The organism is Leisingera sp. SS27 (assembly GCF_028368855.1).
GTDB lineage: Bacteria > Pseudomonadota > Alphaproteobacteria > Rhodobacterales > Rhodobacteraceae > Leisingera.
Genome location: NZ_JAQNCY010000001.1, coordinates 1,109,528 through 1,133,470 on the forward strand (window position 1 = coordinate 1,109,528; position 23,943 = coordinate 1,133,470).

The 23,943-nt window shown below is 64.7% G+C and carries 25 protein-coding genes; 7 read left to right on the forward strand and 18 right to left on the reverse strand.

The annotated features are described in order from the left end of the window. Window positions 1–32 precede the first annotated feature (32 nt). Both N6L27_RS05500 and N6L27_RS05505 read right to left on the reverse strand, forming a co-directional pair. A complete protein-coding gene (locus tag N6L27_RS05500; RefSeq protein WP_271906119.1) occupies window positions 33–569 on the reverse strand; it encodes a DUF6446 family protein in 537 nt (178 codons plus the stop codon). 17 nt (window positions 570–586) lie between these two features. Next, the gene (locus tag N6L27_RS05505; RefSeq protein WP_271906120.1) at window positions 587–1,528 is read right to left on the reverse strand and encodes a glycine--tRNA ligase subunit alpha; all 942 of its coding nucleotides are present in this window, start codon (window positions 1,526–1,528) and stop codon (window positions 587–589) included. 256 nt (window positions 1,529–1,784) lie between these two features. Here N6L27_RS05505 and N6L27_RS05510 point away from each other — a divergent pair, with 256 nt between their 5' ends. Then, window positions 1,785–3,557, forward strand: a complete 1,773-nt coding sequence (locus N6L27_RS05510; RefSeq protein ID WP_271906121.1) for a trypsin-like peptidase domain-containing protein — start codon at window positions 1,785–1,787, stop codon at window positions 3,555–3,557. Window positions 3,558–3,843: 286 nt separating this feature from the next. Here the strand turns inward: N6L27_RS05510 and N6L27_RS05515 are convergent, their stop codons facing one another. From N6L27_RS05515 to N6L27_RS05530, 4 genes are all read right to left on the reverse strand, one after another. Next, window positions 3,844–4,485: an SDR family oxidoreductase gene (locus N6L27_RS05515; RefSeq protein WP_271906123.1), complete on the reverse strand. Its 642-nt coding sequence runs from the start codon at window positions 4,483–4,485 to the stop codon at window positions 3,844–3,846. A 28-nt stretch (window positions 4,486–4,513) separates the two neighbouring features. Next, complete coding sequence (locus tag N6L27_RS05520; RefSeq protein ID WP_271906125.1) at window positions 4,514–5,029, reverse strand: DUF1178 family protein; 516 nt, start codon at window positions 5,027–5,029, stop codon at window positions 4,514–4,516. Window positions 5,030–5,107: 78 nt separating this feature from the next. Then, window positions 5,108–5,881 carry an EcsC family protein gene (locus tag N6L27_RS05525; RefSeq protein ID WP_271906127.1) on the reverse strand — a complete coding sequence of 258 codons (774 nt, stop codon included), beginning with the start codon at window positions 5,879–5,881 and terminating at the stop codon, window positions 5,108–5,110. 47 nt (window positions 5,882–5,928) lie between these two features. Beyond that, on the reverse strand, window positions 5,929–6,417 hold the full coding sequence (locus N6L27_RS05530) for a GNAT family N-acetyltransferase (RefSeq protein WP_271906128.1): 489 nt from the start codon (window positions 6,415–6,417) through the stop codon (window positions 5,929–5,931). A 98-nt stretch (window positions 6,418–6,515) separates the two neighbouring features. Here N6L27_RS05530 and N6L27_RS05535 point away from each other — a divergent pair, with 98 nt between their 5' ends. Further along, window positions 6,516–7,121, forward strand: a complete 606-nt coding sequence (locus N6L27_RS05535; protein WP_271906131.1) for a flavin reductase family protein — start codon at window positions 6,516–6,518, stop codon at window positions 7,119–7,121. Between the two features lie 10 nt (window positions 7,122–7,131). Then, window positions 7,132–7,773, forward strand: a complete 642-nt coding sequence (locus tag N6L27_RS05540; protein WP_271906132.1) for a CatB-related O-acetyltransferase — start codon at window positions 7,132–7,134, stop codon at window positions 7,771–7,773. A 279-nt stretch (window positions 7,774–8,052) separates the two neighbouring features. Here N6L27_RS05540 and N6L27_RS05545 read toward each other — a convergent pair whose 3' ends face one another. After that, window positions 8,053–9,699, reverse strand: a complete 1,647-nt coding sequence (locus N6L27_RS05545; RefSeq protein WP_271906133.1) for a SulP family inorganic anion transporter — start codon at window positions 9,697–9,699, stop codon at window positions 8,053–8,055. A gap of 292 nt (window positions 9,700–9,991) precedes the next feature. Between N6L27_RS05545 and N6L27_RS05550 the strand changes: the two genes are divergently transcribed. The 4 genes from N6L27_RS05550 to N6L27_RS05565 all read left to right on the forward strand — a co-directional run bounded on the left by N6L27_RS05550 (window position 9,992) and on the right by N6L27_RS05565 (window position 13,566). Then, complete coding sequence (locus tag N6L27_RS05550) at window positions 9,992–10,624, forward strand: hypothetical protein (protein ID WP_271906135.1); 633 nt, start codon at window positions 9,992–9,994, stop codon at window positions 10,622–10,624. A gap of 259 nt (window positions 10,625–10,883) precedes the next feature. Further along, the gene (locus N6L27_RS05555) at window positions 10,884–11,762 is read left to right on the forward strand and encodes an S-methyl-5'-thioadenosine phosphorylase (RefSeq protein WP_271906137.1); all 879 of its coding nucleotides are present in this window, start codon (window positions 10,884–10,886) and stop codon (window positions 11,760–11,762) included. A 129-nt stretch (window positions 11,763–11,891) separates the two neighbouring features. After that, window positions 11,892–12,902 (forward strand): DUF418 domain-containing protein, encoded by a 1,011-nt coding sequence (locus tag N6L27_RS05560; RefSeq protein ID WP_271906138.1) that lies wholly within the window; start codon window positions 11,892–11,894, stop codon window positions 12,900–12,902. Between the two features lie 124 nt (window positions 12,903–13,026). Continuing rightward, window positions 13,027–13,566: an adenine phosphoribosyltransferase gene (locus N6L27_RS05565; RefSeq protein WP_271906139.1), complete on the forward strand. Its 540-nt coding sequence runs from the start codon at window positions 13,027–13,029 to the stop codon at window positions 13,564–13,566. Between the two features lie 215 nt (window positions 13,567–13,781). Here the strand turns inward: N6L27_RS05565 and N6L27_RS05570 are convergent, their stop codons facing one another. The 11 genes from N6L27_RS05570 to coxB form a co-directional block, all read right to left on the reverse strand. Further along, window positions 13,782–15,200, reverse strand: coding sequence for an FAD-binding oxidoreductase (locus N6L27_RS05570; RefSeq protein WP_271906140.1), 1,419 nt, complete (start codon window positions 15,198–15,200; stop codon window positions 13,782–13,784). A 41-nt stretch (window positions 15,201–15,241) separates the two neighbouring features. Beyond that, window positions 15,242–16,066: an MBL fold metallo-hydrolase gene (locus tag N6L27_RS05575; protein ID WP_271906142.1), complete on the reverse strand. Its 825-nt coding sequence runs from the start codon at window positions 16,064–16,066 to the stop codon at window positions 15,242–15,244. Window positions 16,067–16,338: 272 nt separating this feature from the next. Further along, window positions 16,339–16,929: a GNAT family N-acetyltransferase gene (locus N6L27_RS05580; RefSeq protein WP_039180457.1), complete on the reverse strand. Its 591-nt coding sequence runs from the start codon at window positions 16,927–16,929 to the stop codon at window positions 16,339–16,341. Then, window positions 16,929–18,191, reverse strand: a complete 1,263-nt coding sequence (locus N6L27_RS05585) for a M16 family metallopeptidase (protein WP_271906144.1) — start codon at window positions 18,189–18,191, stop codon at window positions 16,929–16,931. The genes N6L27_RS05580 and N6L27_RS05585 overlap by 1 nt, the downstream gene beginning before the upstream one ends. After that, the gene (thrC, locus tag N6L27_RS05590; protein ID WP_271906145.1) at window positions 18,188–19,576 is read right to left on the reverse strand and encodes a threonine synthase; all 1,389 of its coding nucleotides are present in this window, start codon (window positions 19,574–19,576) and stop codon (window positions 18,188–18,190) included. The genes N6L27_RS05585 and thrC overlap by 4 nt, the downstream gene beginning before the upstream one ends. 20 nt (window positions 19,577–19,596) lie before the next feature. After that, the gene (locus tag N6L27_RS05595) at window positions 19,597–20,259 is read right to left on the reverse strand and encodes an SURF1 family protein (protein ID WP_271906146.1); all 663 of its coding nucleotides are present in this window, start codon (window positions 20,257–20,259) and stop codon (window positions 19,597–19,599) included. A gap of 101 nt (window positions 20,260–20,360) precedes the next feature. After that, window positions 20,361–21,170: a cytochrome c oxidase subunit 3 gene (locus tag N6L27_RS05600; RefSeq protein ID WP_271906147.1), complete on the reverse strand. Its 810-nt coding sequence runs from the start codon at window positions 21,168–21,170 to the stop codon at window positions 20,361–20,363. Between the two features lie 23 nt (window positions 21,171–21,193). Then, window positions 21,194–21,781, reverse strand: a complete 588-nt coding sequence (locus tag N6L27_RS05605; RefSeq protein WP_039180467.1) for a cytochrome c oxidase assembly protein — start codon at window positions 21,779–21,781, stop codon at window positions 21,194–21,196. Next, entirely contained in the window at window positions 21,781–21,960 is a 180-nt protein-coding gene (locus tag N6L27_RS05610; RefSeq protein ID WP_019298350.1) for a hypothetical protein, read from the reverse strand. The genes N6L27_RS05605 and N6L27_RS05610 overlap by 1 nt, the downstream gene beginning before the upstream one ends. Before the next feature lies 1 nt (window position 21,961). Further along, window positions 21,962–22,903: a heme o synthase gene (cyoE, locus tag N6L27_RS05615; protein WP_271906148.1), complete on the reverse strand. Its 942-nt coding sequence runs from the start codon at window positions 22,901–22,903 to the stop codon at window positions 21,962–21,964. 98 nt (window positions 22,904–23,001) lie between these two features. Continuing rightward, entirely contained in the window at window positions 23,002–23,847 is an 846-nt protein-coding gene (gene coxB, locus N6L27_RS05620) for a cytochrome c oxidase subunit II (protein WP_271906149.1), read from the reverse strand. Window positions 23,848–23,943 lie beyond the last annotated feature (96 nt).

Sequence of the window (23,943 nt, forward strand, 5' to 3'; positions counted from 1 at the left end):
AAATTCAGAAAAGGCGGGCAAGATGCGGGGCACTATCCGTTGCCTCCACCGGCCTCAGGCCGGGCTGGGCATTCCTCGCCCACCACAGTGCCGTCATAGGCTTTCTGGCCGCAGTCATTCAGCTCATGCCAGACATAGCCGCGGCCCTCGTCTGTGACGGCGACAATGCGGTCGACACCATAAGAGATGTTCTTGACCGACAGGAAGGATTTGGCCGAACCCTCTGCCAGCTTGGCGCCGATGGCGGCGGCATCGAAACACTCAAACCAGTCCGGCGCATTGCGCGGCTCGGTCTTGTCCGACAGGGTAAAGACCTGCGCCAGCGCGTCCGGCGTCATCTTGGTGCTGAAGCAAGCGCGGTAGCGGATGGGCGAGCTGTCGGCGTCAATCGCCTCGAAATCCGCATAGGCAATCGGCTGGGCCTCACCGCCATCCAGCGGCACCAGCATCACTTCGCGGCCCGGCTGCAGCGCGACCTCATCATAGAAGCCATAGACCTGCAGATAATACATCGCCCCCCCAGCCGCGAGGCCGGAGACGATCAGGATCAGGGCAAGAAGTTTCCCCATAACGTGCTGTCCCCTGCTCAGGCCGCGCTCTCGGGCGCATGCCCGCCGGCCTCGGTCTGCACGAATGCATCGGCGCATTGCTTGGCCAGCGCCCGGACACGGCCAATATAGGCCTGGCGTTCTGTAACCGAAATCACCCCGCGGGCATCCAGCAGGTTGAAGATGTGGCTGGCCTTGATGCACTGGTCATAGGCCGGATGCGCCATGATGATGCGCTTGCCGGTCTTCGGGTCCTGATGTTCCTGCGCCAGGATCGCGGCGCATTCGGCCTCGGCCTCCTCGAAATGGCGCAGCAGCACTTCGGTGTTGGCCACGTCAAAGTTCCAGCGGGCGTATTCTTCCTCGGTCTGCTTGAACACATCGCCATAGGACAGCGGGATCAGCGCGTCCGGGTCGTTATAGGGCATGTCCATCACGTGATCGACGCCCAGCACATACATCGCCAGACGCTCCAAACCATAGGTCAGCTCACCCGATACCGGGTGGCAGTCATGGCCGCCGACCTGCTGGAAATAGGTGAACTGCGAAACTTCCATGCCGTCGCACCAGACCTCCCAGCCCAGGCCCCAGGCGCCCAGCGTCGGGCTTTCCCAGTCATCCTCGACAAAACGGATGTCATGCATCGCCATATCGACACCGATCGCCTCAAGGCTGCCCAGATACAGCTCCTGCAGGTTCGGCGGGCTGGGTTTGATCAGCACCTGATACTGGTAGTAATGCTGCAGCCGGTTCGGGTTCTCGCCATAGCGCCCGTCGGTCGGGCGGCGCGAGGGCTGCACATAGGCCGCGGCCCAGGCCTTGGACCCCAGCGAGCGCAGCGTGGTCGCCGGGTGGAAGGTGCCGGCGCCGACTTCCATGTCGTAGGGCTGCATCACCGCGCAACCTTTGGCGGCCCAGTAATTCTGGAGCCTCAGGATAATCTCTTGGAAGGAGCGCGGCGCGCCGTTGGTCTGGGTCATCTCTTATCCCTTTGGGGGCATCTGGGGCAGCAATTGCGGTGTTCTTCCTATGCAAGGCTCTTGGCAGGGTCAACGCCCTCTGCCTACCGAAGCCCCGTCCTTGCCCCGGTGCCCGCAGCGCATCGGCAACAAAAGTGCGGGAATGCGGCAACGGGCCGGGAATTCCCCCTGTCATGAGGAGTTCCCTTTACCGCCGCAAAATGCTTTATCTCCGCCTCAAAGAATATGAGTACTTCCGGGATACGAGGCCCTGACTATGAAAAAACTGTTTGCCGCTCTGGCCGTGCCGCTGATTGCGCTGGCCATTGCGTTCACGGCGCCTGTTTCGGCGCAAAGCAGCCGCGATGGCGTCTGGATCCAGATTGCCGCCCGCCCCTCCCTGCGCGAGGCCGAAAACGAGGCCCGCAGCTATGCCGCCCGCCTGCCCGATGTTTCCGGCTATGCGCTTGGCGGCGGCTGGTACGGCGTTGTGCTGGGGCCTTATGCCCGCGAGGACGCAGAGCGCGTGCTGCAGGTCTACCGCGCCGAGGGCCAGATCCCGCGCGACAGTTTCATCGCGTTCCAGCGCAACCTGCGCAGCCAGTTCTACCCGGTCGCCGCGGATGCCACCCAGCCCGCGGAACCTGCTCCGGCGCCCGCGCCCGCGGAACCCGCTGTCCAGCAGCCCGAACCACAGCCGCAAACCGCCCTGCAGACCACCCTGCCCGATGAAACCCCGGCCCAGGCGCGGCGCAGCGAAAGCGCGCTCAGCCGTGAACAGCGGATGGAGCTGCAAGTCGCCCTGAAGGCGGCAGGCTTCTACAATTCCGGCATCGACGGCGCTTTCGGGCGCGGTACCCGCGCCTCGATGAGCGACTGGCAGGCCGCCCGCGGCTTTGAGCCGACCGGGGTTCTGACCACCGCCCAGCGCCAGGTGCTGATGGATGAGTACAACGCGCCGCTGATCTCCGTCGGCATGGCCCGGGCCGAGGACGCCAAGGCCGGCATCGCGCTGCAGATCCCAGGCAGCGAAGTGGGTTTTGACCGCTATGAATCGCCCTTTGCCCACTACACCAGCAAAGGCGATCTGGGCGCCCAGCTGCTGCTGATCAGCCAGCCCGGCGACAAGCGCACCCTCTTCGGCCTCTACGACATCCTGCAAACGCTGGAAATCGTGCCGCTGGACGGCCCGCGCGAGCGCAGCAGCGACAGCTTCACCATCGAAGGCCGCAACAGCAAAACCGTCTCCTTCACCCAGGCCAGCCTGAAAAACGGCGAGATCAAGGGCTTCACCCTGGTCTGGCCCGCCGGCGACGAAGACCGCCGCGCCCGTGTTCTGGCCGCGATGCAGTCCAGCTTCACCCGGCTGGATGGCGTGCTGGACCCGGCAGCAGGCGGCGACGCGGTGCAAAGCGTCGACCTGGTCTCCGGCCTGGAGATCCGCAAGCCGAAGCTGTCGCGCAGCGGTTTCTTCGTGGACGGCAATGGCAGCGTCCTGACCACTTCGGACGTGGTGGCCGGCTGCACCCGGATCACCCTGGACCACGGCTATGAAGCCAGTGTCGCCGCCAAGAACACCGCCGACGGCATCGCAGTGCTCAAACCCGCACAGCCGCTGGCGCCCGCCGCTGTGGCAGGCCTCAGCACCGCTTCCCCGCGGCTGCAATCCGAGGTCGCGGTCTCCGGCTTCTCCTACGAGGGTGTGCTCGGCGCACCCAGCCTCACCTGGGGCAAGATCGCTGACGTGAAGAGCCTGGACGGCAACACCAATGTCGCCCGGCTGGAGCTGGCAGTCCAGCCGGGCGATGCCGGCGGCCCGGTGCTGGATGCAACCGGCGCGGTGCTGGGGATGCTGCTGCCGCAGCAGTCCGGCGGCAAACAGCTGCCCGAAGGCGTCAGCTTTGCAGTGAACGCCGAGGTGATCCGCGGCGCCTTGAACGATGCGGGCCTTAGCCCCGCCGCACAGCCCGCCTCCGGCGGCAGCCTGCCAAACGCGGCAATGACCCGCCTGGCCTCCGGCATGACCGTCCTGGTCAGCTGCTGGGAATAACCCCCCGCCCCGCTTGCGGGGCGCGGCACGCAAACAAGAAAGCCGGTGCGCCCAGCGCGCCGGCTTTTCTCTTTTCAGCATCCGCAGTATCCTGCGCAGCGGCGCGCTCCCGCCCGGCACCGGACCCTGCCGGGCCCTCAGCCCGTTGGGCAGGGCACCGTGCATCCGCACGGTGCCGCGCCGCGCATCCGCGCGGCGCCCGGCCCAAGGCCATCAGGGCGGCTGGCATAGCCAGGCGCCCGCGGGCGCGGGAGCGCGCCGCGAGCTCCGTTCTGGCCGTTTCGGTTCAGTAGGGGTGGATGCGGCCGTCCCAAGTATGAAAGCAGCCGGTGGTGTCCAGGGTCAGGACATCGAACTCATTGATCAGCCCGGCGACCGACTCCTGCACTGTGATATCGCCGTCATACCCGCCCATGTCGGTTTGCACCCAGCCGGGATGATAGATGCCGACAGCAATCCCTTCCGGCTTCAGGTCGGTTGCCAGGTTGCGCCCGATATTCAGCGCCGCCGCCTTTGATGCGCGGTAGGCATAGCTGCCCCCCGGCGCCCGGCTGTGGCTGGCCATCTGCGACGACATGATGGCAATCTTCGGCTCTTCCGCCAGCCGCAGGTTCGGCAGCATCGCCTGCACCGTCAGGAACACGCCGGTCACATTGGCGGCAAGGGTCTTGGTCCAAACCTCTGCCGAGTAATCCTCCAGCCCCATTGCCTTGTCGATATAGACGCCGGCATTGCAGATCAGGAGATCCACAGGGCGGCCCTTGATCTGGGCGGCAAAGCGCGCCTGCTGGCCAGGGTCAGAGACATCCAGCTTGACGCCCGAGGAATGGTCCCGCGAGGTGCCCGTCACCTCATGGCCCGCCTCCCGCAGCTGCTTTACCAGCTCCTTGCCGATCCCGCGGCTGGTTCCCGTTACAACTGCATGCATTCTGCCCTGTCCTTCAGTTTTCTGTCCCTCAATTTGATTTGCGTCCGGGACGGAAGGGCAGCGGCATCACCGGCACCCCTTCCTCGATCAGCTCCCGCGCGTCTTCCAGCCTGGCCTCGCCGTGAATCGCCCGCTCCGGCGCCTCGCCCAGATGCATGGCCCGGGCCTCGCGCACGAAATTGCCGCCCACGTAATCGGAGTTTTCCTCAACCTTCTTGCGCAGCTCGGCCAGCGCCTTTTCCACCTCGCCAGAGGGGCGGCTCAGCATGCCCGGCCCTGACGCAGAGGGCACAGCTGCGGGGGCCGCAGGCGCAGGCGCAGGCGCAGCTTTCGGAGCGGCCTGCGGTTCCGGCTCGCCGACAGCAGACACGGCCTTGCGGCCCGGGCGCACCCGCGGTGCCATGATGGCTTTTGTCACTTTGGTGCCGCCGCAGACCGCACAGGAGACCATCCCGGCTGCCGCCAGCTTGTCAAAAGCCGCCGCCGACTGAAACCAGCTGTCGAACGCATGCCCGTCCGCACATTTGAGGCTGTATTGAATCATGCTTACTCTCTTAGCAGGAAAGGCTGATTAAATCTGCCTTTCCGGCAAGCGCAAGAGGTCTCTGTGTCAACCTTGCAGCTAGCGTGCTGCATCCGGGCCCTGCAAGCGCTGCCGCAGCCGTGCCGTCAGCTCCTCCGGCGCCACATCCGCCTCGACCGCCAGCCTTCTCAGGCCGAAATGCACATGCGCCATCTCGCGGTAATATCCGGAAAACACATAGTTCACCGCCGCCCCCGCCACCGCGCCTGCAATTGGCACCGCCTGCGCGGCCAATTTCTGCCCCAGCACCGTGCCCAGCTTGGGCGCCACCTGCGCAATGAGCTTGTGCAAGCCCCCGGGCAGCCCCAGCCGGACCGAGACAAACCCCAGATCCGCCCCGTCATCCTCCGCCAGCGGCCCAGCCGCGGCAAAGACCCGGATGCAGTCAAAGGTCACGCTTTCGGCCTCGGGATCAAACCCCTCCTCTGCCGCCGCGCTCTGGATGGTGCGCAGCAGAAAGGCGGTGGTCGCCGGCAGCTCCACCAGCGCGCCCGGCAGGCCGGCAGCGCCGCCTGCGGCCCCCATCGCCGCGCTCACCATCCGGTCAACACCGGGCGTCTGATCCGGCACCAGGCGGCGCGACTGGCTGGCCCCCTTCATAGCCACCCGCAGGGCAGTTTCAGTGGCACCGGTCAGCCCGGCCCGCACCGGTTCCGGCAGCCGTTCCAGCAGGCTCTCGCCGCTGCCGCCCAGCCGGTTCAAGAGGTCAACGCCGAACCCGCCAGCCGCCCGGTACCGCGCCGCCAGCGCGTCCAGCTCGGCGTCGATCTCCTGCGGGGTATAGGCCCGCGCGTTTGTCAGAACATCTGCCACATGTGTCTCCTCTGCCCTTCTGAAGATCGGCAGCGAAAGGCACAATTTCAAGCCCGCCAGCGGCTCACCTGCCCCTGTACGCCATCCCAGGCGCCCGCCTGCAGTTCCAGCCCCAGAACCCGCTCCGGGTTGGTCGGCGGCGGCATTTCCACCCCTGTCAGCCTGGTAAAGCCGAACCGCCGGTAATAGGGCGCATCCCCCACCAGCATCACCCTGGCCCAGCCGGTTTCCTCTGCCTTGGCCAGGCTGTCGCGAATCAAAGACCCGCCCAGCCCCTCGCCCTGCCGCGTCGGGTGCACTGCCACGGGACCCAGCAGCAGCGCAGAGGCACCGCCGATCTGAACCGGCCAGTACCTGATTGCTGCGGCCAGAATGCCGTCGCTGTCGCGCGCCACTTCGCTCAGGCCCTCAACAGGCGGCACCCCGTCGCGCAGGCGGTAGGACGACAGCGCCTCGCGCCCGGGCGCGAAGCACAGGTCATAGAGCGCCTCAACCTCCCACCGGTCCTCCGGCTGCTCTGCCCTCAATTCGATCACGCCGTCCCTGCCTCCGCATTCTTCCCTGCAGGCTGGCGTTTGGCCTAGCATGGGCGTAAGCCTTGGGCAAACGTCTATGACCAGAGCAGGAAACAGAAATGTTCTACCGGCCCGAGGACGGCCACGGCCTCCCCCACAATCCATTCAACGCCATTGTCACGCCGCGCCCGATCGGCTGGATATCCAGCCGCTCGCCGGACGGGGTGAACAACCTGGCGCCCTATTCCTTCTTCAACGCCGTCGCCTATACGCCGCCGCAGGTGATGTTCGCCTCCACCAGCGCCAAGCCGGACCAGGACGGCACCAAGGATTCGGTCGCCAATATCGAGGCCACCGGCGTCTTTTGCGTCAACGTGGTGTCCTATGCGCTGCGCGATGCGATGAATGCCAGCTCCGCCGCCCTGCCCAAGGACACGGATGAGTTTGCCCATGCAGGCCTTGAATCCGCAGACTGCGAAACCATCGCCTGTTCCCGCGTCGCCGCCGCGCCTGCGGCCCTTGAGTGCAAACTGACGCAGATCGTCACCCTGCCGGGCGAAGCCAACAAGGTGGTCTTTGGCGAGGTCACCGGCGTGCACCTGCGCGACGACTGCCTGCGAGATGGCGCCTTTGACGTCACAACGTTCCAGCCGCTGGCCCGCCTCGGCTACCGCGACTATTCGGTGGTGCGCGACCTGTTCCCGCTCGCCCGCCCCGGCGAGTGAGGCCCCAAGGATGCCGCTTCCCGACCGCTCCCTCAGAAACCCCGTAACGCTGCCCGACGGCAGCCGGCATGAGGGCACCGTGATGCTGTCCCAGGTACTGGATCATCCCAATATCCAGGCCGGCGACTACAGCTATGCCTCCGATTTCGACCCGCCACAGAACTGGGCGCAGCATCTGGCCCCCTACCTGTTTCCCGGCGCCCGCGAACGGCTGCTGATCGGCCGCTTCTGCCAGATCGCCCATGGGGTCCGCTTCATCACCTCCTCGGCCAATCACGCCCAGGACGGGCTCAGCTGCTATCCTTTTCCGGTGTTCGACCCGGCCCAGATGGCAGGCTACCAGCCCGACACCCGCGACACGGTGATCGGCAATGACGTCTGGATCGGCTACGGCGCGCTGATCCTGCCCGGCGCCCGCATTGGCGACGGCGCCATCATCGGCGCAGGCGCGGTGGTGCGCGGCTCCGTCCCGCCCTATGCCATCGTCACCGGCAATCCTGGCGCAGTGCAAAGCTTCCGCTTCCCGAAACCCCAGATCGCCCGCCTTCTCAGCCTCAAATGGTGGGACTGGCCGGCCGAGCTGCTGGCCCGCGCCGAACCCGCCCTCCTCGCGGGCGACCTCGACATGCTGGAAACCCTCGCCCCGGACTAACCCCAGCACCTTGCACCTGCCGGTCCGGAGCCGCCGTCGCCTGAGACCGGGCAGCCGCGCGGGGCCTGCTGGGCCAAGGCAAATCGCCGAGGGGCCCCGCACTTTCTGCGGGGAAACGGCTATTTTCCTTGGCGCGGCGGGAACCGGGTGGCAGGCACGGATCAGGGGATGGAGGATGCGGACCAGCTTTTGCTGGTATGGTGAGCCCAAAGCCCCCTTCAAAAGAAAAAGCCCGCAGTCCTCAAAACTGCGGGCTTTTCTTTTTGTACTCCGAACCGCTCAGTGGCCGCCCAGGATCCCGGTCTTGACCGAGTAATCCACCGCGACCTCATATTCCGGGTCGTCGTCGCTATCGACCATCAGGTGGCCCGCCTTGGTCAGCAACTGGTGGCAATCCCGGCTCAGATGACGCAGCACCAGTGTCTTGCCCTCGGCTTCATACTTTCCGGCCACCGCCTCGATCGCCTGCAGCGCCGACTGGTCCACCACCCGGCTGCGGGCAAAGTCCACGATCACATGGTCCGGGTCTCCCGCCACATCAAACAGCTCGATGAACCCGTCGGTGGAGCCGAAGAACAGCGGCCCCTCGATCTCATAAACCTTGGCGCCCTTGTCGCTCTCGGACTCGCGGGTATAGGCGTGGATGCGGCGCGCGTTGTTCCAGGCATAGGCCAGGGCCGAGACGATCACCCCCACAACGACGGCAACCGCCAGGTCCGACATCACCGTCACAACCGTCACCAGAACGATCACAAAGGCATCCATCAGCGGCACCTTGGTCATGATCTTGAGGCTGTTCCAGGCGAACGTCCCGATCACCACCATGAACATCACGCCCACAAGGGCTGCCAGCGGGATCTGCTCGATCAGCGGCGAGGCCGCCACGATGAACAGCAAGAGGAACAGCGCCGCGGCAATGCCCGCAATCCGCGTCCGCCCGCCCGATTTCACATTGATCATCGACTGGCCGATCATCGCACAGCCGCCCATGCCGCCAAAGAAGCCGGTGACCACGTTGGAGGCGCCCTGCGCAATGCACTCCTGGCTGGCACCGCCGCGCTTGCCGGTGATCTCCCCCACCAGGTTCAGCGTCAGCAGGCTCTCGATCAAACCAATCGCCGCCAGAATGACCGCATAAGGCAGGATGATCCACAGCGTCTCCAGCGTGAAGGGCGCCAGCATATGCGGGGGGTACAGCCCCTCACCGGTGCCAAAAGGGTTGTGGAAGGCCGGGAAACCGCCCTCGATTGAGGCCATGTCGCCCACCCGCGGCACGTCCAGCCCCATCGCGATCACCAGAACCGCCACAATGCCAATGCCTGCCAGCGGTGCCGGAATCACAGATGTGATCTTCGGCATTCCCCAGATGATCACCATGGTCAGCGCCACCAGCCCCAGCATCATGTACAAAGATGTGCCGCTCAGCCATTCTTCGCCTTCGCTCCCCGGAACCGTAAATTGCGTCATCTGCGCCAGGAAGATCACAATCGCCAGACCGTTCACAAACCCCAGCATCACCGGATGCGGCACTAGGCGGATGAACTTGCCCCAATGCATGACCCCGGCAAAGATCTGCAAAATCCCCATCAGCACCACCGTGGCAAACAGGTATTCGACCCCGTGGTCAGCCACCAGCGCCACCATCACCACCGCCAGCGCTCCGGTTGCGCCCGAGATCATCCCAGGCCGGCCGCCGAACACCGCGGTGATCAGACCGACCATAAAGGCCGCATAAAGCCCCACCAGCGGATGCACGTCGGCAACAAAGGCAAAGGCAACCGCCTCTGGCACCAGCGCCAGTGCCACCGTCAGGCCCGACAAAAGCTCGGTGCGCACGCGGCCCACGGTAAAGCCCTCGTCCTGCATGATCGAAAGATTGGGCGGAGAAATCTGCTTGGCCAGCAAAGCCATGGCTGCGCGTCTCATGTCAGGTACCTGTGCTCGGGAGGAGGAGTGTTCGCCGCCCGCCCCTAGCGGAAATATGCCAACGGGGCAAGGGCGCGGCCCCGCAGCAGCAGGTTCCGCTGCGCCCAAAGCACGGAAAGGCCACCGGCGGGCAGTTATGACTTTTGTCAACGGTTGAAGACTTGCGCCTGCCGCCGGAACCGGGTCATGTCCCTGGCAGAAATTTCAAAACATAGCCCGGCTCTCCGCTGCACACCAACCTGCAAGCGGAACGCAATGGCAGCAAATTTCAGACAAGCATAAGGAAGCCACTATGGCGGAAGGTGATTTTTGGATCTCGGCAGTCTTGAACGATTCAAGCCGTGTGATCGGCACTGATATCGACCGCTCCGAACCGGCTTGGCAGGCCATCAGGCGGGGAGACGTGCCTGCCGAGGAGGAATTGCCAATCCGGATCTATGCCATGTACCGGAACCAGAAATTCCCCAAGAAAATGCCCGAATTGTTCGAGGGCGGCGGCGGCACAAAGGTTTCCCCGCGCCTCGCCGCAGTTTTCCGGCAATTCAACCTCGGCTCCACATGGATCTGCCCGGCCCAGCTGTACAAGTATGACCGGGAAACTCCGGTTGACCGCGACTTCTCGATCATGGCGGGCTGGGACAAACCCAATTTGCTGGTGGAGGAAGAAAGCCGGGGATTGAAGGGACGTACCGTAACGCGCCATCAGCCAAATCCACCTCCACCCGATGTGTGGCGCATGCCTTGGGACATGAAAGACGGCGACATCGCAATCGCCCCCAGACAACTCAAAGGCTTGGATCTCTGGTATGACCCAAAACTCAGGGGCGGACTGTTCTTCAGCGACAGGTTGAAGGCAGCGCTCTGCGAAGGCGGCTACGCGCGCCTGTTCAAATTCCGCAAATGCCGGGTGCTTCCGCTCCACTGACCCAAGCCGCCGCGCTCACCGCGTCTCTCTGGTACGGACAGGCTCCAGCCCCTTCATCTTTCCCCAAATACTCGCGTCCCGCTGCCCGGCAGGCGGCTTTGCCGCCGGGAGGGGAGGCTCCCCCGCCTGCGGCACCCGCCCGGTGCACAGGGGGTGCACAAGGGGTGCACGCCTGTCACCCCCTGTTTACCGCCCCGCTCTTGCCAAATCCCGCCCCGCTTGCGCATATCCAAAACCAGCAGCAACAGGAGGGCAGGATTTGACACAGGAAACCATGATCGCCGTGATCGGCGGCTCCGGCATTTATGAAATCGACGGGCTGGAGGATGCCAACTGGACCACGGTCGAAACGCCCTGGGGCGCGCCGTCGGACCAGATCCTGACCGGCACGCTCGACGGCGTCAGAATGGCCTTCCTGCCCCGCCACGGCCGCGGCCATGTGCATTCCCCGACCGAGGTCCCCTACCGCGCCAATATCGACGCGCTGAAGCGGCTGGGAGTAACGGATGTGTTCTCCGTCTCCGCTTGCGGCTCCTTCCGCGAGGAGATGGCACCGGGTGATTTTGTTGTTGTGGATCAGTTCATTGACCGCACCTTTGCACGTGAAAAAAGCTTCTTTGGCACCGGCTGCGTCGCCCATGTGAGCGTCGCGCACCCGACCTGCGCGCGGCTCTCGGATGCGGCAGAAACAGCGGCGCGGGAGGCTGGCGTCAAGGTCCACCGCGGCGGCACCTACCTGTGCATGGAGGGGCCGCAGTTCTCCTCGATGGCCGAGTCCAAACTGTACCGCGAGCAATGGGGCTGCGACGTCATCGGCATGACCAACATGCCCGAGGCCAAACTCGCCCGCGAGGCGGAACTGTGTTATGCCTCAGTCGCCATGGTCACCGATTACGACAGCTGGCACCCGGAGCATGGCGCGGTGGAAATCACGGATATCATTGCCACTTTGCAGGGCAACTCCGCCAATGCCCGGGCACTGGTGCGCCGCCTGCCCGGCCTCTTGGGCAAGGAGCGGCAGGACTGCCCGCATGGCTGCGACAAGGCGCTGGAATACGCCATCATGACCGCCCCAGAGAAACGCGATCCGGCACTGCTGGCCAGGCTGGACGCCGTGGCGGGCCGGGTTCTGGGCTGACCGGCAGCCTGTCCTTTCAGCAGCACACGGGGGGCGGTCATTTCAAACCGCCCCTTTTCTTTGCCGCCGGCAGTCCCTTTATCCTAGCAGGACAAGTTCTTTTCACATTCCTGATTTCACGGGGTTTTCATGCGTTTGCACGGATTGGACATCGCCCGCTTCCTGGCCTTCTGCGGCATGGTGCTGGTGAACTTCCGCATTGCAGCAGGGGTGACGCCGGGCACTGATACTGCATCGCTGCTCACCAACGCGCTGGAGGGGCGCGCCGCGGCGCTGTTTGTGGTGCTGGCAGGCATTGGCCTGTCGCTGGGCCGCCCAGACCGCACAACAGTCTTCCGCCGGGCCGTGTTCCTGTTTGTGATCGGGCTCTTGAACCTCACGATCTTCGAGGCCGACATCCTGCATTTCTACGCGCTCTACTTCCTGCTGGCGCTGCCGCTCCTGACCGCCCCCGGCCGGATGCTCCTGCGGGCCGCGGCCATGATCCTGCTCATCGGGTTCGTCAGCGTGATCAGCCTGGAATACGAGGCGAACTGGGATTGGAAGACCCTCACCTATGCGAACTTCTGGACCGTCGAAGGCTTCATTCGCCATTCACTCTACAACGGCTGGCACCCGGTGTTTCCCTGGGCCGCCTTCCTGTTCCTCGGCATGTGGGCCGGCCGCTTTCAGCTCTCCAGCCGCCGGGTGCAGGCGCATCTGGTCCTGTGGGGCGCTGCAGCCGCGGCGCTGGGCACCGTTCCCGGCATGCTGGTCCAGGACCCGGAACTGGCAGAGCTGTTCGGCACCAGCGCCATCCCGCCCGGCCCCTTTTACATCCTGTCGGCTTCCGGCAGCGCGCTGGCGGTCACCGGGCTGGTGCTGGCCATTACCCCGGCGCTCGACAAGGCCGGGCTGGCGGAATGGCTGGCCGCGCCGGGGCGGCAGGCGCTCAGCCTTTATGCGGCGCATATCCTTCTGGGCATGGGCACACTGGAGGCCATGGGGCAGCTGGACGGCGCGCTCAGCCCCACGCGGATCTTCGGCTTCTCGCTGGGGTTCTGCGCCCTGTCGATGGTGCTGGTGTGGTTCTGGAACCTCTTTGCAAAACGCGGGCCCTTGGAGGCGCTGATGCACTGGAGCACAAACCTGGCCCGCTAATCAGAACACCGCCGCGGGCCGCCGCCTGCTTTCCCTTGCAACAGGACCCTGGATCGTCCAAACCGCTGCTGGCCCGGCCCGTTGCCGGGCCGTGCCACCGACTTAGCCCGAGAGAGCCGCGCAGATGCCCAAGAAACAAGCCGTCAAGGACTACATCCGCACCATCGTCGATTTCCCGCATGAAGGGATCATGTTCCGCGATGTGACCACGCTGTTTGCTGACCCGCGCGGCTTCCGCATGGCCATCGACCAGATGCTGCACCCCTATGCCGGGGAACAGATCGACAAGGTTGTGGGGCTTGAGGCGCGCGGCTTTATCCTCGGCGGCGCCATCGCGCACCAGCTGGGCACCGGCTTCGTGCCGATCCGCAAGAAGGGCAAGCTGCCCGGCACGACGATCAGCCAGGACTACAAGCTGGAATACGGCGAGGCGATTGTGGAGATCCACGACGATGCGATCCAGCCCGGCGAGAAGATCCTGGTCGTGGATGACCTCCTCGCCACCGGCGGCACCGCGGGCGCGGGCATCAAGCTGATCGAACGGCTGGGCGGCGAGATCATCTCCTGCGCCTTCATCGTCGATCTGCCGGAACTGGGCGGGCGCAGGCTGCTGGAGGACATGGGCATGGACGTGCATGTGCTTTGCGAGTTCGAGGGGCTCTGAGTATCTCCCGCTGACCGCCTGTGTGCGGCCGGAAATCTCCCGCCGGTCAGGCGCCTTTCCAGAGAAAGGCTGTTCCCGTTGGGCATGGCCCCTTCAGGCCCCCTGGGCCGGAAGGGGCGCGCCGCGCGGATGCGCGGTGCCGGGCCCAAAGCCGCCAGGCGGTCCGGCGCAGCCGGGCAGCCGCGGGTGCGGGAGGACGCCGCTCACGGCACGCCTCACTCCGCGCGCAGCACCGCGCCCGGATTCATGATGCCATTGGGATCCAGCGCCTGTTTGATAGCCCGCATCGCGGCCAGCTTGGCCGGGTCGCCATAACGCTCCAGATCGCCGGTCTTCATCCGCCCCACCCCGTGCTCGGCGCTGAAGGAGCCGTCGAAGGCCTGCACCAGATCATGCACCGCTTCTTTGACCGCTGCGCGCAAATGGTCATCGTCCTCCCGCTTGCGGCCCTCGGCCGGGAACACGTTGTAATGCAGGTTGCCGTCGCCCAGATGGCCAAAGCAGTTGATGCGGAAATCCCCAAGCCGGGCCACCACCGCCCTGCCCTGTTCGATGAAGGCGGGGATCTCAGAAACCGGCACCGAAATGTCATGGCTGGACACCGATCCGATGGCCTTGTTGGCCAGCGGGATATGCTCGCGCACGGCCCACAACGCCTGCCGCTGGCTGTCCGACTGGGCAATCACCCCGTCGCTGGCCAGCCCCGCCGCCTCGGCGGCTTCAAACAGCGCGGCCAAAGTGTCCTCCGCCTCCAGCCCGCGCGGCAGACCCAGCTCGATCAGCACGCACCACTCCGGCGCCTCGGCAAAAGGCTGGCGGACCTGCGGCAGCGTCTCCGCCAGAAAGTCCAGCCCCTGCCGGTGGATCAGCTCAAAGGCACTGACACCCTCGCCCGCGTGATCGCGGGCCAGGGCCAGCAGATCAATGGCCGCCTGCGGGTCCGTCACGGTAAAGACCGCGGTGCCCTGCGACGCCGGGATGGGCGACAGTTTCAAGGCAGCAGCGGTGATCACCCCCAATGTGCCCTCCGCCCCGATCAGCAGGTTCCGGAGGTCATAGCCGGTGTTGTCTTTCCTCAGCCGCGACAGCCCGTGCCAGATTTCGCCCGTGGGCAGCACCGCCTCCAGCCCCAGGCAGAGATCGCGGGCATTGCCGTAGCGCAGGACGTTGACGCCGCCGGCATTGGTCGCAAGGTTTCCGCCGATCCGGGCCGAGCCTTCTGCCGCCAGCGACAATGGGAACAGGCGGCCCGCTGCCTGCGCCGCCGCCTGCACGTCCGCCAGAATGGCCCCGCCCTCTGCGATAAGGACATTCTCCGGGGCGTGCACCGCGCGGATCGCCGCCATCCGCTCCAGCGAGATCACCAGCGGCGCCACCCCGTCCGCCATCACCTGGCCGCCCACCAGCCCGGTGCCGCCGCCATAGGGCACCACCGGCACCCGGGCGGCATTGGCTTCGCGGACCAGGGTGGACACGTCCTCCACGCTGCGCGGCAGCGCCAGCAGCGCCGCCTGCCCCTGATACCGCCCGCGCGGCTCTTCCAGATACCGCGGTTCGGCATCCCGCAGAACGTCCTGGGGCAGAAGGTGGGAAAGACGGGCAGCAAAGGCGGGATCAGCAGGGTTCAGCGTCATGCCCTATCCATGCCGCAAGGCCCCGCGGCTGGCAAGACGGGTCACTCGCCCTCCAGCAGGTACCTTGGCCGCAGCACATGGATGGTCGGGCGGCCGGGCAGGCTGCGCAGCGACACGGTCAGTTCGCTGTTGCCTGCATCCACCACATCGAATTCCGGGCCGATCCGGGCCAGGAAACGCTCCAGCGAAGTGTCGCTGAACCAGTGCATCGGGATGATCACCGAGGACCGCAGCCGGCCCAGCACCTCCAGCATCTGATCGAGCGGCAAGGTGATGCCGCCATCCACCGCCGCCATTACAACATCGAGCCGCCCCAGCGCCGCGTATTGCTCTGGTGTCGGCACATGGTGCAGGTGGCCCAGATGGCCGATGCACAGGCCCGCGGCCTCAAAGACAAAGATCGAATTGCCGCGCGCCTCCACCCCGCCGAACATGTTGCGGATGTCTGTGGGCACATTGCGGATCAGCATCTCACCCAGGTCCAGATGATGCTCTATGCCAGCGCCAAATGGCCCCCAGCCCTCCAGCACATGCGGGATCGCGGGGTCGGGATGGGCGGTCCAATGGGTTTCATGGGCATGGTTCATGGTGACCACATCCGGGATCATCGGCGCAGCGCCGGTGAAGCCGGTGAAATCGGTGACGACATTCAGCCCGCCCGCGGTGCGCAGCAGGAAAGACGCATGCGCGATATAGCGGATTTGCACGCTGTCCTCGGCCACCGGGTCCTGCCAGCTGGCCTGCTGCAGGTACTCCATCCCCGGCGCAGACCGGGCCAGCGCGATGCAATGGCTCTGCCGCCGCTCCTGCGCCTGAAGGGCCGCGGAGCACAGAATGAAACACAGGAGAGAGGCAAACGCGCGCATGAGGCAGGTTCTAGGGCGCAAACCGGCATTGTCAGCCCTGATCCCTGAAAATTTGACCCGCAAACTCTCCCGCCTGCTGAGGCAGAATTGAAAATTCCGCCCCGCAGTTGGGCATGGCGCCCTGCTGGCGCAGGGCGCGGCACCGCCAGCCAAGGACGCCGCGCCGCACCGCAGGGGCGGCGCCCGGCCCAACGGGAGCGGCGTATCTTCTGATGCGCCAGCGACGGGCGGGAGCATCTGGTTGAGAGAATGACCGCCCTCGGGTCCTGCCCCTAGGCCTGACCGGCCAGCGTCTTGCCGCGGCGATCGTGTCGCAGCGAGGCGTAAAGCACATGGGTGCGCCAGCGTCCATTGATCTGCAGATAGGATTGGGCAACGCCCTCGTATTTGAAGCCGGATTTCTCCAGCAATCCGCGCGACGCCTGGTTTTCCGGCAGGCAGGCCGCCTCGATCCGGCTCAGGTCCAGCTTGGTGAAGGCATGATGCACCACTGCGCCGATGGCCTCGCGCATGTAGCCCTGGCGGGCAAACGGCAGCCCGGTCCAGTACCCCAGCGTGCCCGCCTGCGCCGGGCCGCGGCGGATGTTGTCGAGCGTGATCGCCCCCACCAGAACCTGATCCTCGCGCCGGATCAGGAACAGCGGCAGCGCGGTGCCGCCGGAAACCGACCGCCGCGCCCAGTAAACCCTGTTGGTAAAGCTCTTGCGGCTGAGGTGATCCGCCGCCCAGCTGGGTTCCCAGGGCGTCAGATAGGGCTGGCTCTGCAGCCTGAGCGCCGCCCAGCCGTGAAAATCCGCATGCACCGGCGGCCTGAGGGTCAGGCGCTCGGTTTCGATACGGACCTTGCGGCGGTTGAGCAGCATCAGGCGGCGCGCCTCTCCTGCAGCCGCTCCAGCGCCGGGGCATCAGCGACCGGGCCGTACAAAGCCAGCGCCGCAGGCGCCGTCACTGCCATGGTCTCTGCCAGCGCGCGCACGTCCTTGGTGGTGACGGCATTGATCCGCTCCACCGTGCGTTCCAGCGACGGCACCTTGCCCCAGATCTGCACCAGCCGCGCCAGCCGTTCGGCCCGGTTCGAGGGGCTTTCCAGCCCCATCAGCATCCCCGCCTTCATCTGGGCGCGGGCGCGCTCGACCTCGGCATCGCTCATGTCATCCGCGGCGCGCTTCATCTCGTCGATGGTGATGCCTGCCAGCTCCGTCAGCTGCTCACCGGAGGTGCCTGCATAGACCGTCATCGAGCCGGTATCGGCATAAGACCCCGCCTGCGAGAAAATCGTGTAGCAGAGGCCGCGCTTTTCGCGCACCTCCTGAAACAGCCGCGAGGACATGCCGCCGCCAAGCGCACTGGCATAGATCTGCGCGGTGTACATCGATTGATCGCGGTAGCCGGGCCCCTCAAAAGCCAGCGCGAAATGCGCCTGCTCCAGATCCTTCACCTGCCGCGCCTCGCCACCGGTGAACTGCGCGCTTTCGGCGGTGAACTCCGGCTTGGCCTCCATATGGCCGAACAGCTGCTCCGCCAGCTTGACCAGCGCGTCATGATCGACGCCGCCCGCTGCCGCCAGGATCATCTGGCCGGGGCCGTAGTGCTCGCCGACAAAGCCCTGCAGATCCTCGCGGCTGAAGCTGCGCACCCGCTCCGCAGGCCCAAGAATGGTCCGCCCCAGCGGCTGCCCGCGGTAGCTTTCCTCCTGCAGCCAGTCAAAGATCACGTCGTCCGGCGTGTCGAGCGACTGGCCGATCTCCTGCAGGATCACCCCGCGCTCAACCTCGATCTCGCGCTGGTCGAACACCGGATTGAGCAGGATATCCCCGATCACATCCACCGTCAGCGGCACATCGTCCTTCAGCACCCGGGCGTAATAGGCCGTCACCTCGCGCGAGGTGTAGGCGTTGATATAGCCGCCTACATCCTCGATTTCCTCTGCGATCTGCAGGGCCGAGCGCCGCTTGGTGCCCTTAAAGGCCATGTGCTCCAGGAAATGGGCAATGCCGTTCTGCTCCAGCCGCTCGTGGCGGCCGCCGGCGCTCACCCAGATCCCGACCGCCGCGGATTCCAGGCCCGGCATATGCTCGGAGACGATACGGAACCCGTTGGCGAGTGTGTGCTGCTGAACTGTCAATTCGCGATGTTCTTTCTGATGTGATCCTCAAGGGCAGCCAGATCGTTGGCGATCCGGGTGACCCGTTCCGGCCTCTCATACAGGTCTGCCATGCGCGCAGGCAAGGGCGGATGAATGCCGCTGGCCTCTTCCACGGCGGCCGGGAATTTCGCCGGATGCGCGGTGGCCAGCGTGATCATCGGCACGTCTGCGCTGCGATGCTCATTCGCGACCTTCACGCCAACCGCGCCATGCGGGCACAACAGCTCGCCAGAGGCCGCCAGCTCGGACTTGATGGTCGCCAGGGTTTCCTCCTCGGAGGTGCGGCCGGAGACGTAATTCTCCGCCAGCGCCTGCATTGCGCCTTGCGACACGTCAAAGCCGCCCTCCTTCAGCTCGTCCATCAGCTGTGCAATGGCCTTGCTGTCCTGGTCATAAGCATAGAACAGCGCGCGTTCGAAGTTCGAGGACACCTGAATGTCCATCGACGGCGAGATCGAGGGCTGGGTTTCCCCCTTGTAGTACCCCTGCCCCGACAGGCAGCGGTGCAGGATATCGTTCTGGTTGGTGGCAACCACCAGCTGGTCGATCGGCAGGCCCATCTGCTTGGCGATGAAGCCCGCAAAGATGTCGCCGAAATTGCCGGTCGGCACGGTAAAGCTCACCTTGCGCTGCGGCGCGCCAAGGCTCACGGCGGCGGAGAAGTAATAAACCACCTGCGCCAGCACGCGGGCGATGTTGATCGAGTTCACGCCCGCCAGCTTCACGCCGTCGCGGAAATCAAAGTCGTTGAACATGTCCTTGACGCGCGCCTGGCAGTCGTCGAAATCGCCATCGACGGCCAGCGCGTGCACATTGGCGTCCTGCGGCGTGGTCATCTGGCGGCGCTGCACCTCGGACACGCGGCCATGCGGGTACAGGATGAACACATCCACATTGCTGAGGCCGCGGAAGGCTTCCATAGCCGCCGACCCGGTATCGCCGGAGGTGGCGCCCGCAATGGTCACCCGGTCGCCGCGGCGTTCCAGTGCTGCCTGGAACAGCTGGCCGATCAGCTGCATCGCGAAATCCTTGAACGCCAGCGTGGGCCCGTGGAACAGCTCCAGCAGGAAATGGTTCGGCGACAGCTGCTTCAGCGGTGCACGCGCGGCATGGCCGAACCCCTCATAGGCGCGGTTGATGATCGCACGGAATTCCTCATCGGTGAAGCAATCGCCGATGAACGGGCGCATGACGCGAAAGGCGGTTTCCTCGTAGGACAGGCCCGCCAGCGCGGCGATGTCGCCGTGGGACATCTGCGGGATCTCAGACGGCACATAGAGGCCGCCGTCGCGCGCCAGGCCGGTCAGCATTGCGTCTTCAAAGGTCAGCTCGGGCGCTTGGCCCCGGGTCGAGATATATTTCATCGCCTTCAGCTCTTTCGGGTTCAGGGGCGGCTGCGCCGCAGGAAGTAGACGGTCATCGCACCCCAGATCAGGGCCAGCGAAAACCAGGTGATCGCATATTGCAAGTGGTTGTTCGGGATGCCCGCCGTTGTCACTGCCTGCGGAGTGACCGCGGCCTCAGGCGCTGCGCTGCGGGCGACAATCAGAACCGGTTCGGTGTTCAGGCGCTCCGCCATATAGGCAACGTCCCTGGCATAGAGGATATTGGTGTCGGCTTCCGGCGCGGGGGTCGTCCAGTCGCCCTCATCCGGCCACAGAAGATTGCCGGTGACCGTGGCCTGCCCGATGGTGAGAGATGCGGCCTTTTCAGCGGCAGGGATGAAGCCCCGGTCCAACAGGACACGCCGCCCATCGGTGGTCACGAAAGGGGCAATGACCCTGTACCCCGTCTCGGCGTCTCTGGTGACCCAGAACACATGCAGCGCATTGCCTTCGATTTCACCCTCGACGGTAACAGCCCGGTAGCGGTCTTGCTCCTTGACCGGGGCTTGCGGCAAAGCGACCGGTGCATCCGCGATGCTGGCCTCAATCGTCTGAAGCAGGTCTTCTTTCCAGGCCTTGCGCTGCAGCTGCCAGGTGCCAAGGCTGATCAGAATGGCCAGACCTGCGCCGCCGATGATCAACAGGAAGATGGCACGCTGCATCATCGCTGCTCCGCTTCAAAGTTCAGGGCGCGCAAGGTGTCCCTTGCGCGCCCCGTGTGTGGCCTCATGCCTGCGGATAATCAACCGCAAACATGTAACCGTTACAAACCAGAGGTGCCCCAGATGTAGACGGCGAAGAACAGGAACAGCCAGACAACGTCCACGAAGTGCCAGTACCAGGCGGCGGCTTCGAAACCGACGTGCTGCTCGGGGGTGAAGTCGCCCTTCATCGCGCGGATCAGGCAGACGGTCAGGAAGATGGTGCCGATGATCACGTGGAAGCCGTGGAAACCGGTTGCCATGAAGAAGTTCGAGTAGAACTCATCACCGCCGAACTGCCAGCCTTCGTGCAGCAGGTGGGCGTATTCATAGCCCTGCAGCGCGGTGAAGGCGACGCCGAAGGCGATACCGATGGCCAGGCCCTGGATCAGCGCCTTGCGGTCGTTGTTGTGCACCAGGGCGTGGTGCGCCCAGGTCACGGCACAGCCGGACAGCAGCAGGATCAGTGTGTTGATCAGCGGCAGGTGGAACGGGTCGACGGCATAGATCTCCGGCTTCACATATTCGGTGCCGATGTAGGTCTCCATCGGGTACATGGCGTGTTTGAAGAACGACCAGAACCAGGCGAAGAAGAACATCACCTCGGACATCACAAACAGAATGAAGCCATAGCGCAGGCCGATGCGGACAACCGGCGTGTGGTCGCCGACCTTGCTCTCGGCGACAACTTCCGCCCACCAGGCATAAGAGCAGTAAAGGACGGCAACAAAACCGATCCAGAAGGCCCAGGCGGTGATGTCCTTCATCCAGAACACTGCGCCAACCAGCATGACAAAGGTGCCCAGGGCAGTGGCCAGCGGCCAGATCGACGGCGGCAGAATATGATAATCGTGATTTTTAGCGTGCGCCATTTAAGTGTCCCTCACCTAGCGGCCTAGTTCGTGGTTGTTCCTGCCCCGGTGTTATCCCCGGTGTCGAGAGCGGCGACGCCCTCGGGCAGATCGATTTCATGGAACGTGTACGACAGCGTGATCGTATGCACGTATTTCGCGTCCCGGTCGTCAATGATCTCCGGGTCGACATAGAAGGTCACGGGCATCTGCACCCGCTCCCCCGGCTGAAGCACCTGCTCGGTAAAGCAGAAGCAGTCGATTTTCGAAAAGAACCCGCCGGCCTGATAAGGCGCCACATTATAGGACGCCTGCCCTGCCACGGGCCGGTCGGTCGGGTTGTAGGCCTCGTAAAAGGCCAGGCCGGTTTCACCGAGACGGATCTCCATCTCGCGCTGCATGGGCTTGAACTCCCACGGCATGCCGCGTTCCTTGGAGCCGTCAAAGCGGACCTTGATGGTCTGGTCCAGAACCGTATCCGACCCCGCGCTGGCCACGCCGGTGACGCCGCCAAAGCCGGTGACGCGGCAGAACCAGTCATAAAACGGCACCGACGCCCAGGACAGCCCGCCCATCAGGACGACCACGCCGACCAGCTGAACAACAGTCTTTTGGGGTCCTTGCAGCGCCATCAGTTCTGCTCCCCCTGTTCACCAGAAGACTGTGCATCGGGAAACTTGAAGCTGGCAGAGGTCACCTTGACCATGGTCAGCGCCATGATCAGCACCACAAAGGCCGCCAGCAGAATGCCGACGCCCTTGTTCAGGCCGGACCGGCGCTTGTGGATCTCATGTTCCTTGCGCAGCGCCATCTTACCAGCCTCCCAAGCCATAGGGCTTCAGCAGGGCCTCGGCCAGGATGGCGCCGAAATGCAGGAACAGATAGAGCAGCGACAGCTTGAAGAAGCTGCGCTCCACCTTGAAATTGTCGGCCTCGGAATCATCCTCATTGCGGCGGGTGATCTTCCAGGCGCCGTGCAGGAACAGCGCGTTCAGCACAACGGCCACGGCCAGATAGATCGGGCCGCCGATACCGGAGAACGCAGTGCCAACGGCCAGCACGGCCAGCAGCACGGTATAGGCCAGAATGTGAATGCGGGTGGCGCGGCGGCCGTGGGTCACGGTCAGCATCGGCACGCCTGCGTCGTCATAGTCAGAGCGCATGAACAGCGCCAGCGCCCAGAAATGCGGCGGCGTCCACATGAACGTCAGCAGGAACATCAGCCAGGGCTCAACCGACATGGTGCCGGTGGCCGCAATCCAGCCAATGACCGGCGGGAAGGCCCCCGCGGCCCCGCCGATGACGATGTTCTGCGGCGTCGCCCGTTTCAGCCACATGGTGTAGACCACCACGTAGAAAAAGATGGTGAAGGCCAGGAACGCGCCGGCAAAGACGTTGGCGGCCAGCGCCAGCATGATCACCGACAGGCCCGACAGCGCCAGGCCGAACGCCAGCGCCTCGCCGGCCTCAACCTTGCCGGCCGGGATCGGGCGCGACTTGGTGCGCTTCATCACCTTGTCGATGTCGGCGTCCCACCACATGTTCAGCGCGCCGGAGGCACCGCCACCGATGGCGATGAACAGGATCGCGCAGAAGCCGACAACGGGATGCACGGAAACCGGCGCGGCCAGCAGGCCGACCAGAGCGGTGAACACCACCAGCGACATGACGCGGGGCTTCAGCAGGGCGAAATAATCGCCAAAGCTGGCCTCGTCCTCATATGCCCGGCTTGCGTTGATGCTTGCGTCGCTCATCTTGGGTCCTTTGGCGGCAACGGGTGCGCAAGCTTGCGCACCCAGGTCTTGTCACTGTGCGGCACGGGCGCCCCCTCGGCCCCCATGCCGCCAGGGGATCAGTTGGAAGCGACCTGATAGGCCTGCGGGATGCCCGCGTATTCTTCCTTGGCGCCTTCCAGCCAGGCGTCATATTCGGCTTGGGTCACCACTTTGACGGTGATCGGCATATAGGCGTGGTCCTTGCCGCACAGCTCGGAGCACTGACCGAAGTAGATGCCTTCCTTGCCCTCTTCGACCTTGAACCACAGCTGTGCCAGACGGCCGGGAACCGCGTCCTGCTTCACGCCGAAGGCCGGGATGGTCCAGGAATGGATCACGTCGGCGCCGGTCACGTTCATCACGATGGTCTTGCCCGACGGCACCACGACGGCAGTGTCGGTGGCCAGCAGGTACTCGTCCTCGGCATAGCCGTTTGCGGCCAGATCTTCTTTTGCCAGCATGAAGCTCTCAAAGCCGAACTCGTGGTCCTCATACTCATAGCCCCAGTACCACTGGTAGCCGGTCACCTTGATGTTGATGTCGCCCTCGGGGATTTCCTGCTGGGCAAACAGCTGCGGCAGCGAGAAGGAGCCGATGAACACCAGCACCAGGATCGGGATCACGGTCCAGGCGATTTCGATCGGGGTGTGGTGGGTGAACTTGGCCGGGGTCGGGTTGGCGCGCTTGTTGAACCGCAGGATTGCCCACAGCAGCAGACCGGCCACGAACACGCAGATTACGGTGATGATCACCAGGATCATCCAGTCCAGCTTGTGGATCCCTTCCATCAGCGACGTCGCCGCCGGCTGGAAGTTCAGGCCGCCGTCCACCGGCTTACCAATGGTTTTCAGGCCTTCTTGCGCCATTGCTGGAAGGCTCGAAAGGCCGGCGAAAAGGCCCGAAAGCATCAAAGCGTTTTTCATGTTCTGTCCTGATCGGTTGATCGTATTGTTCCTGCGGCAGCACGAAATGCACGGGAATCAATGATTCCGCAAAACGCACCTGCCCCGTTGTCTTTG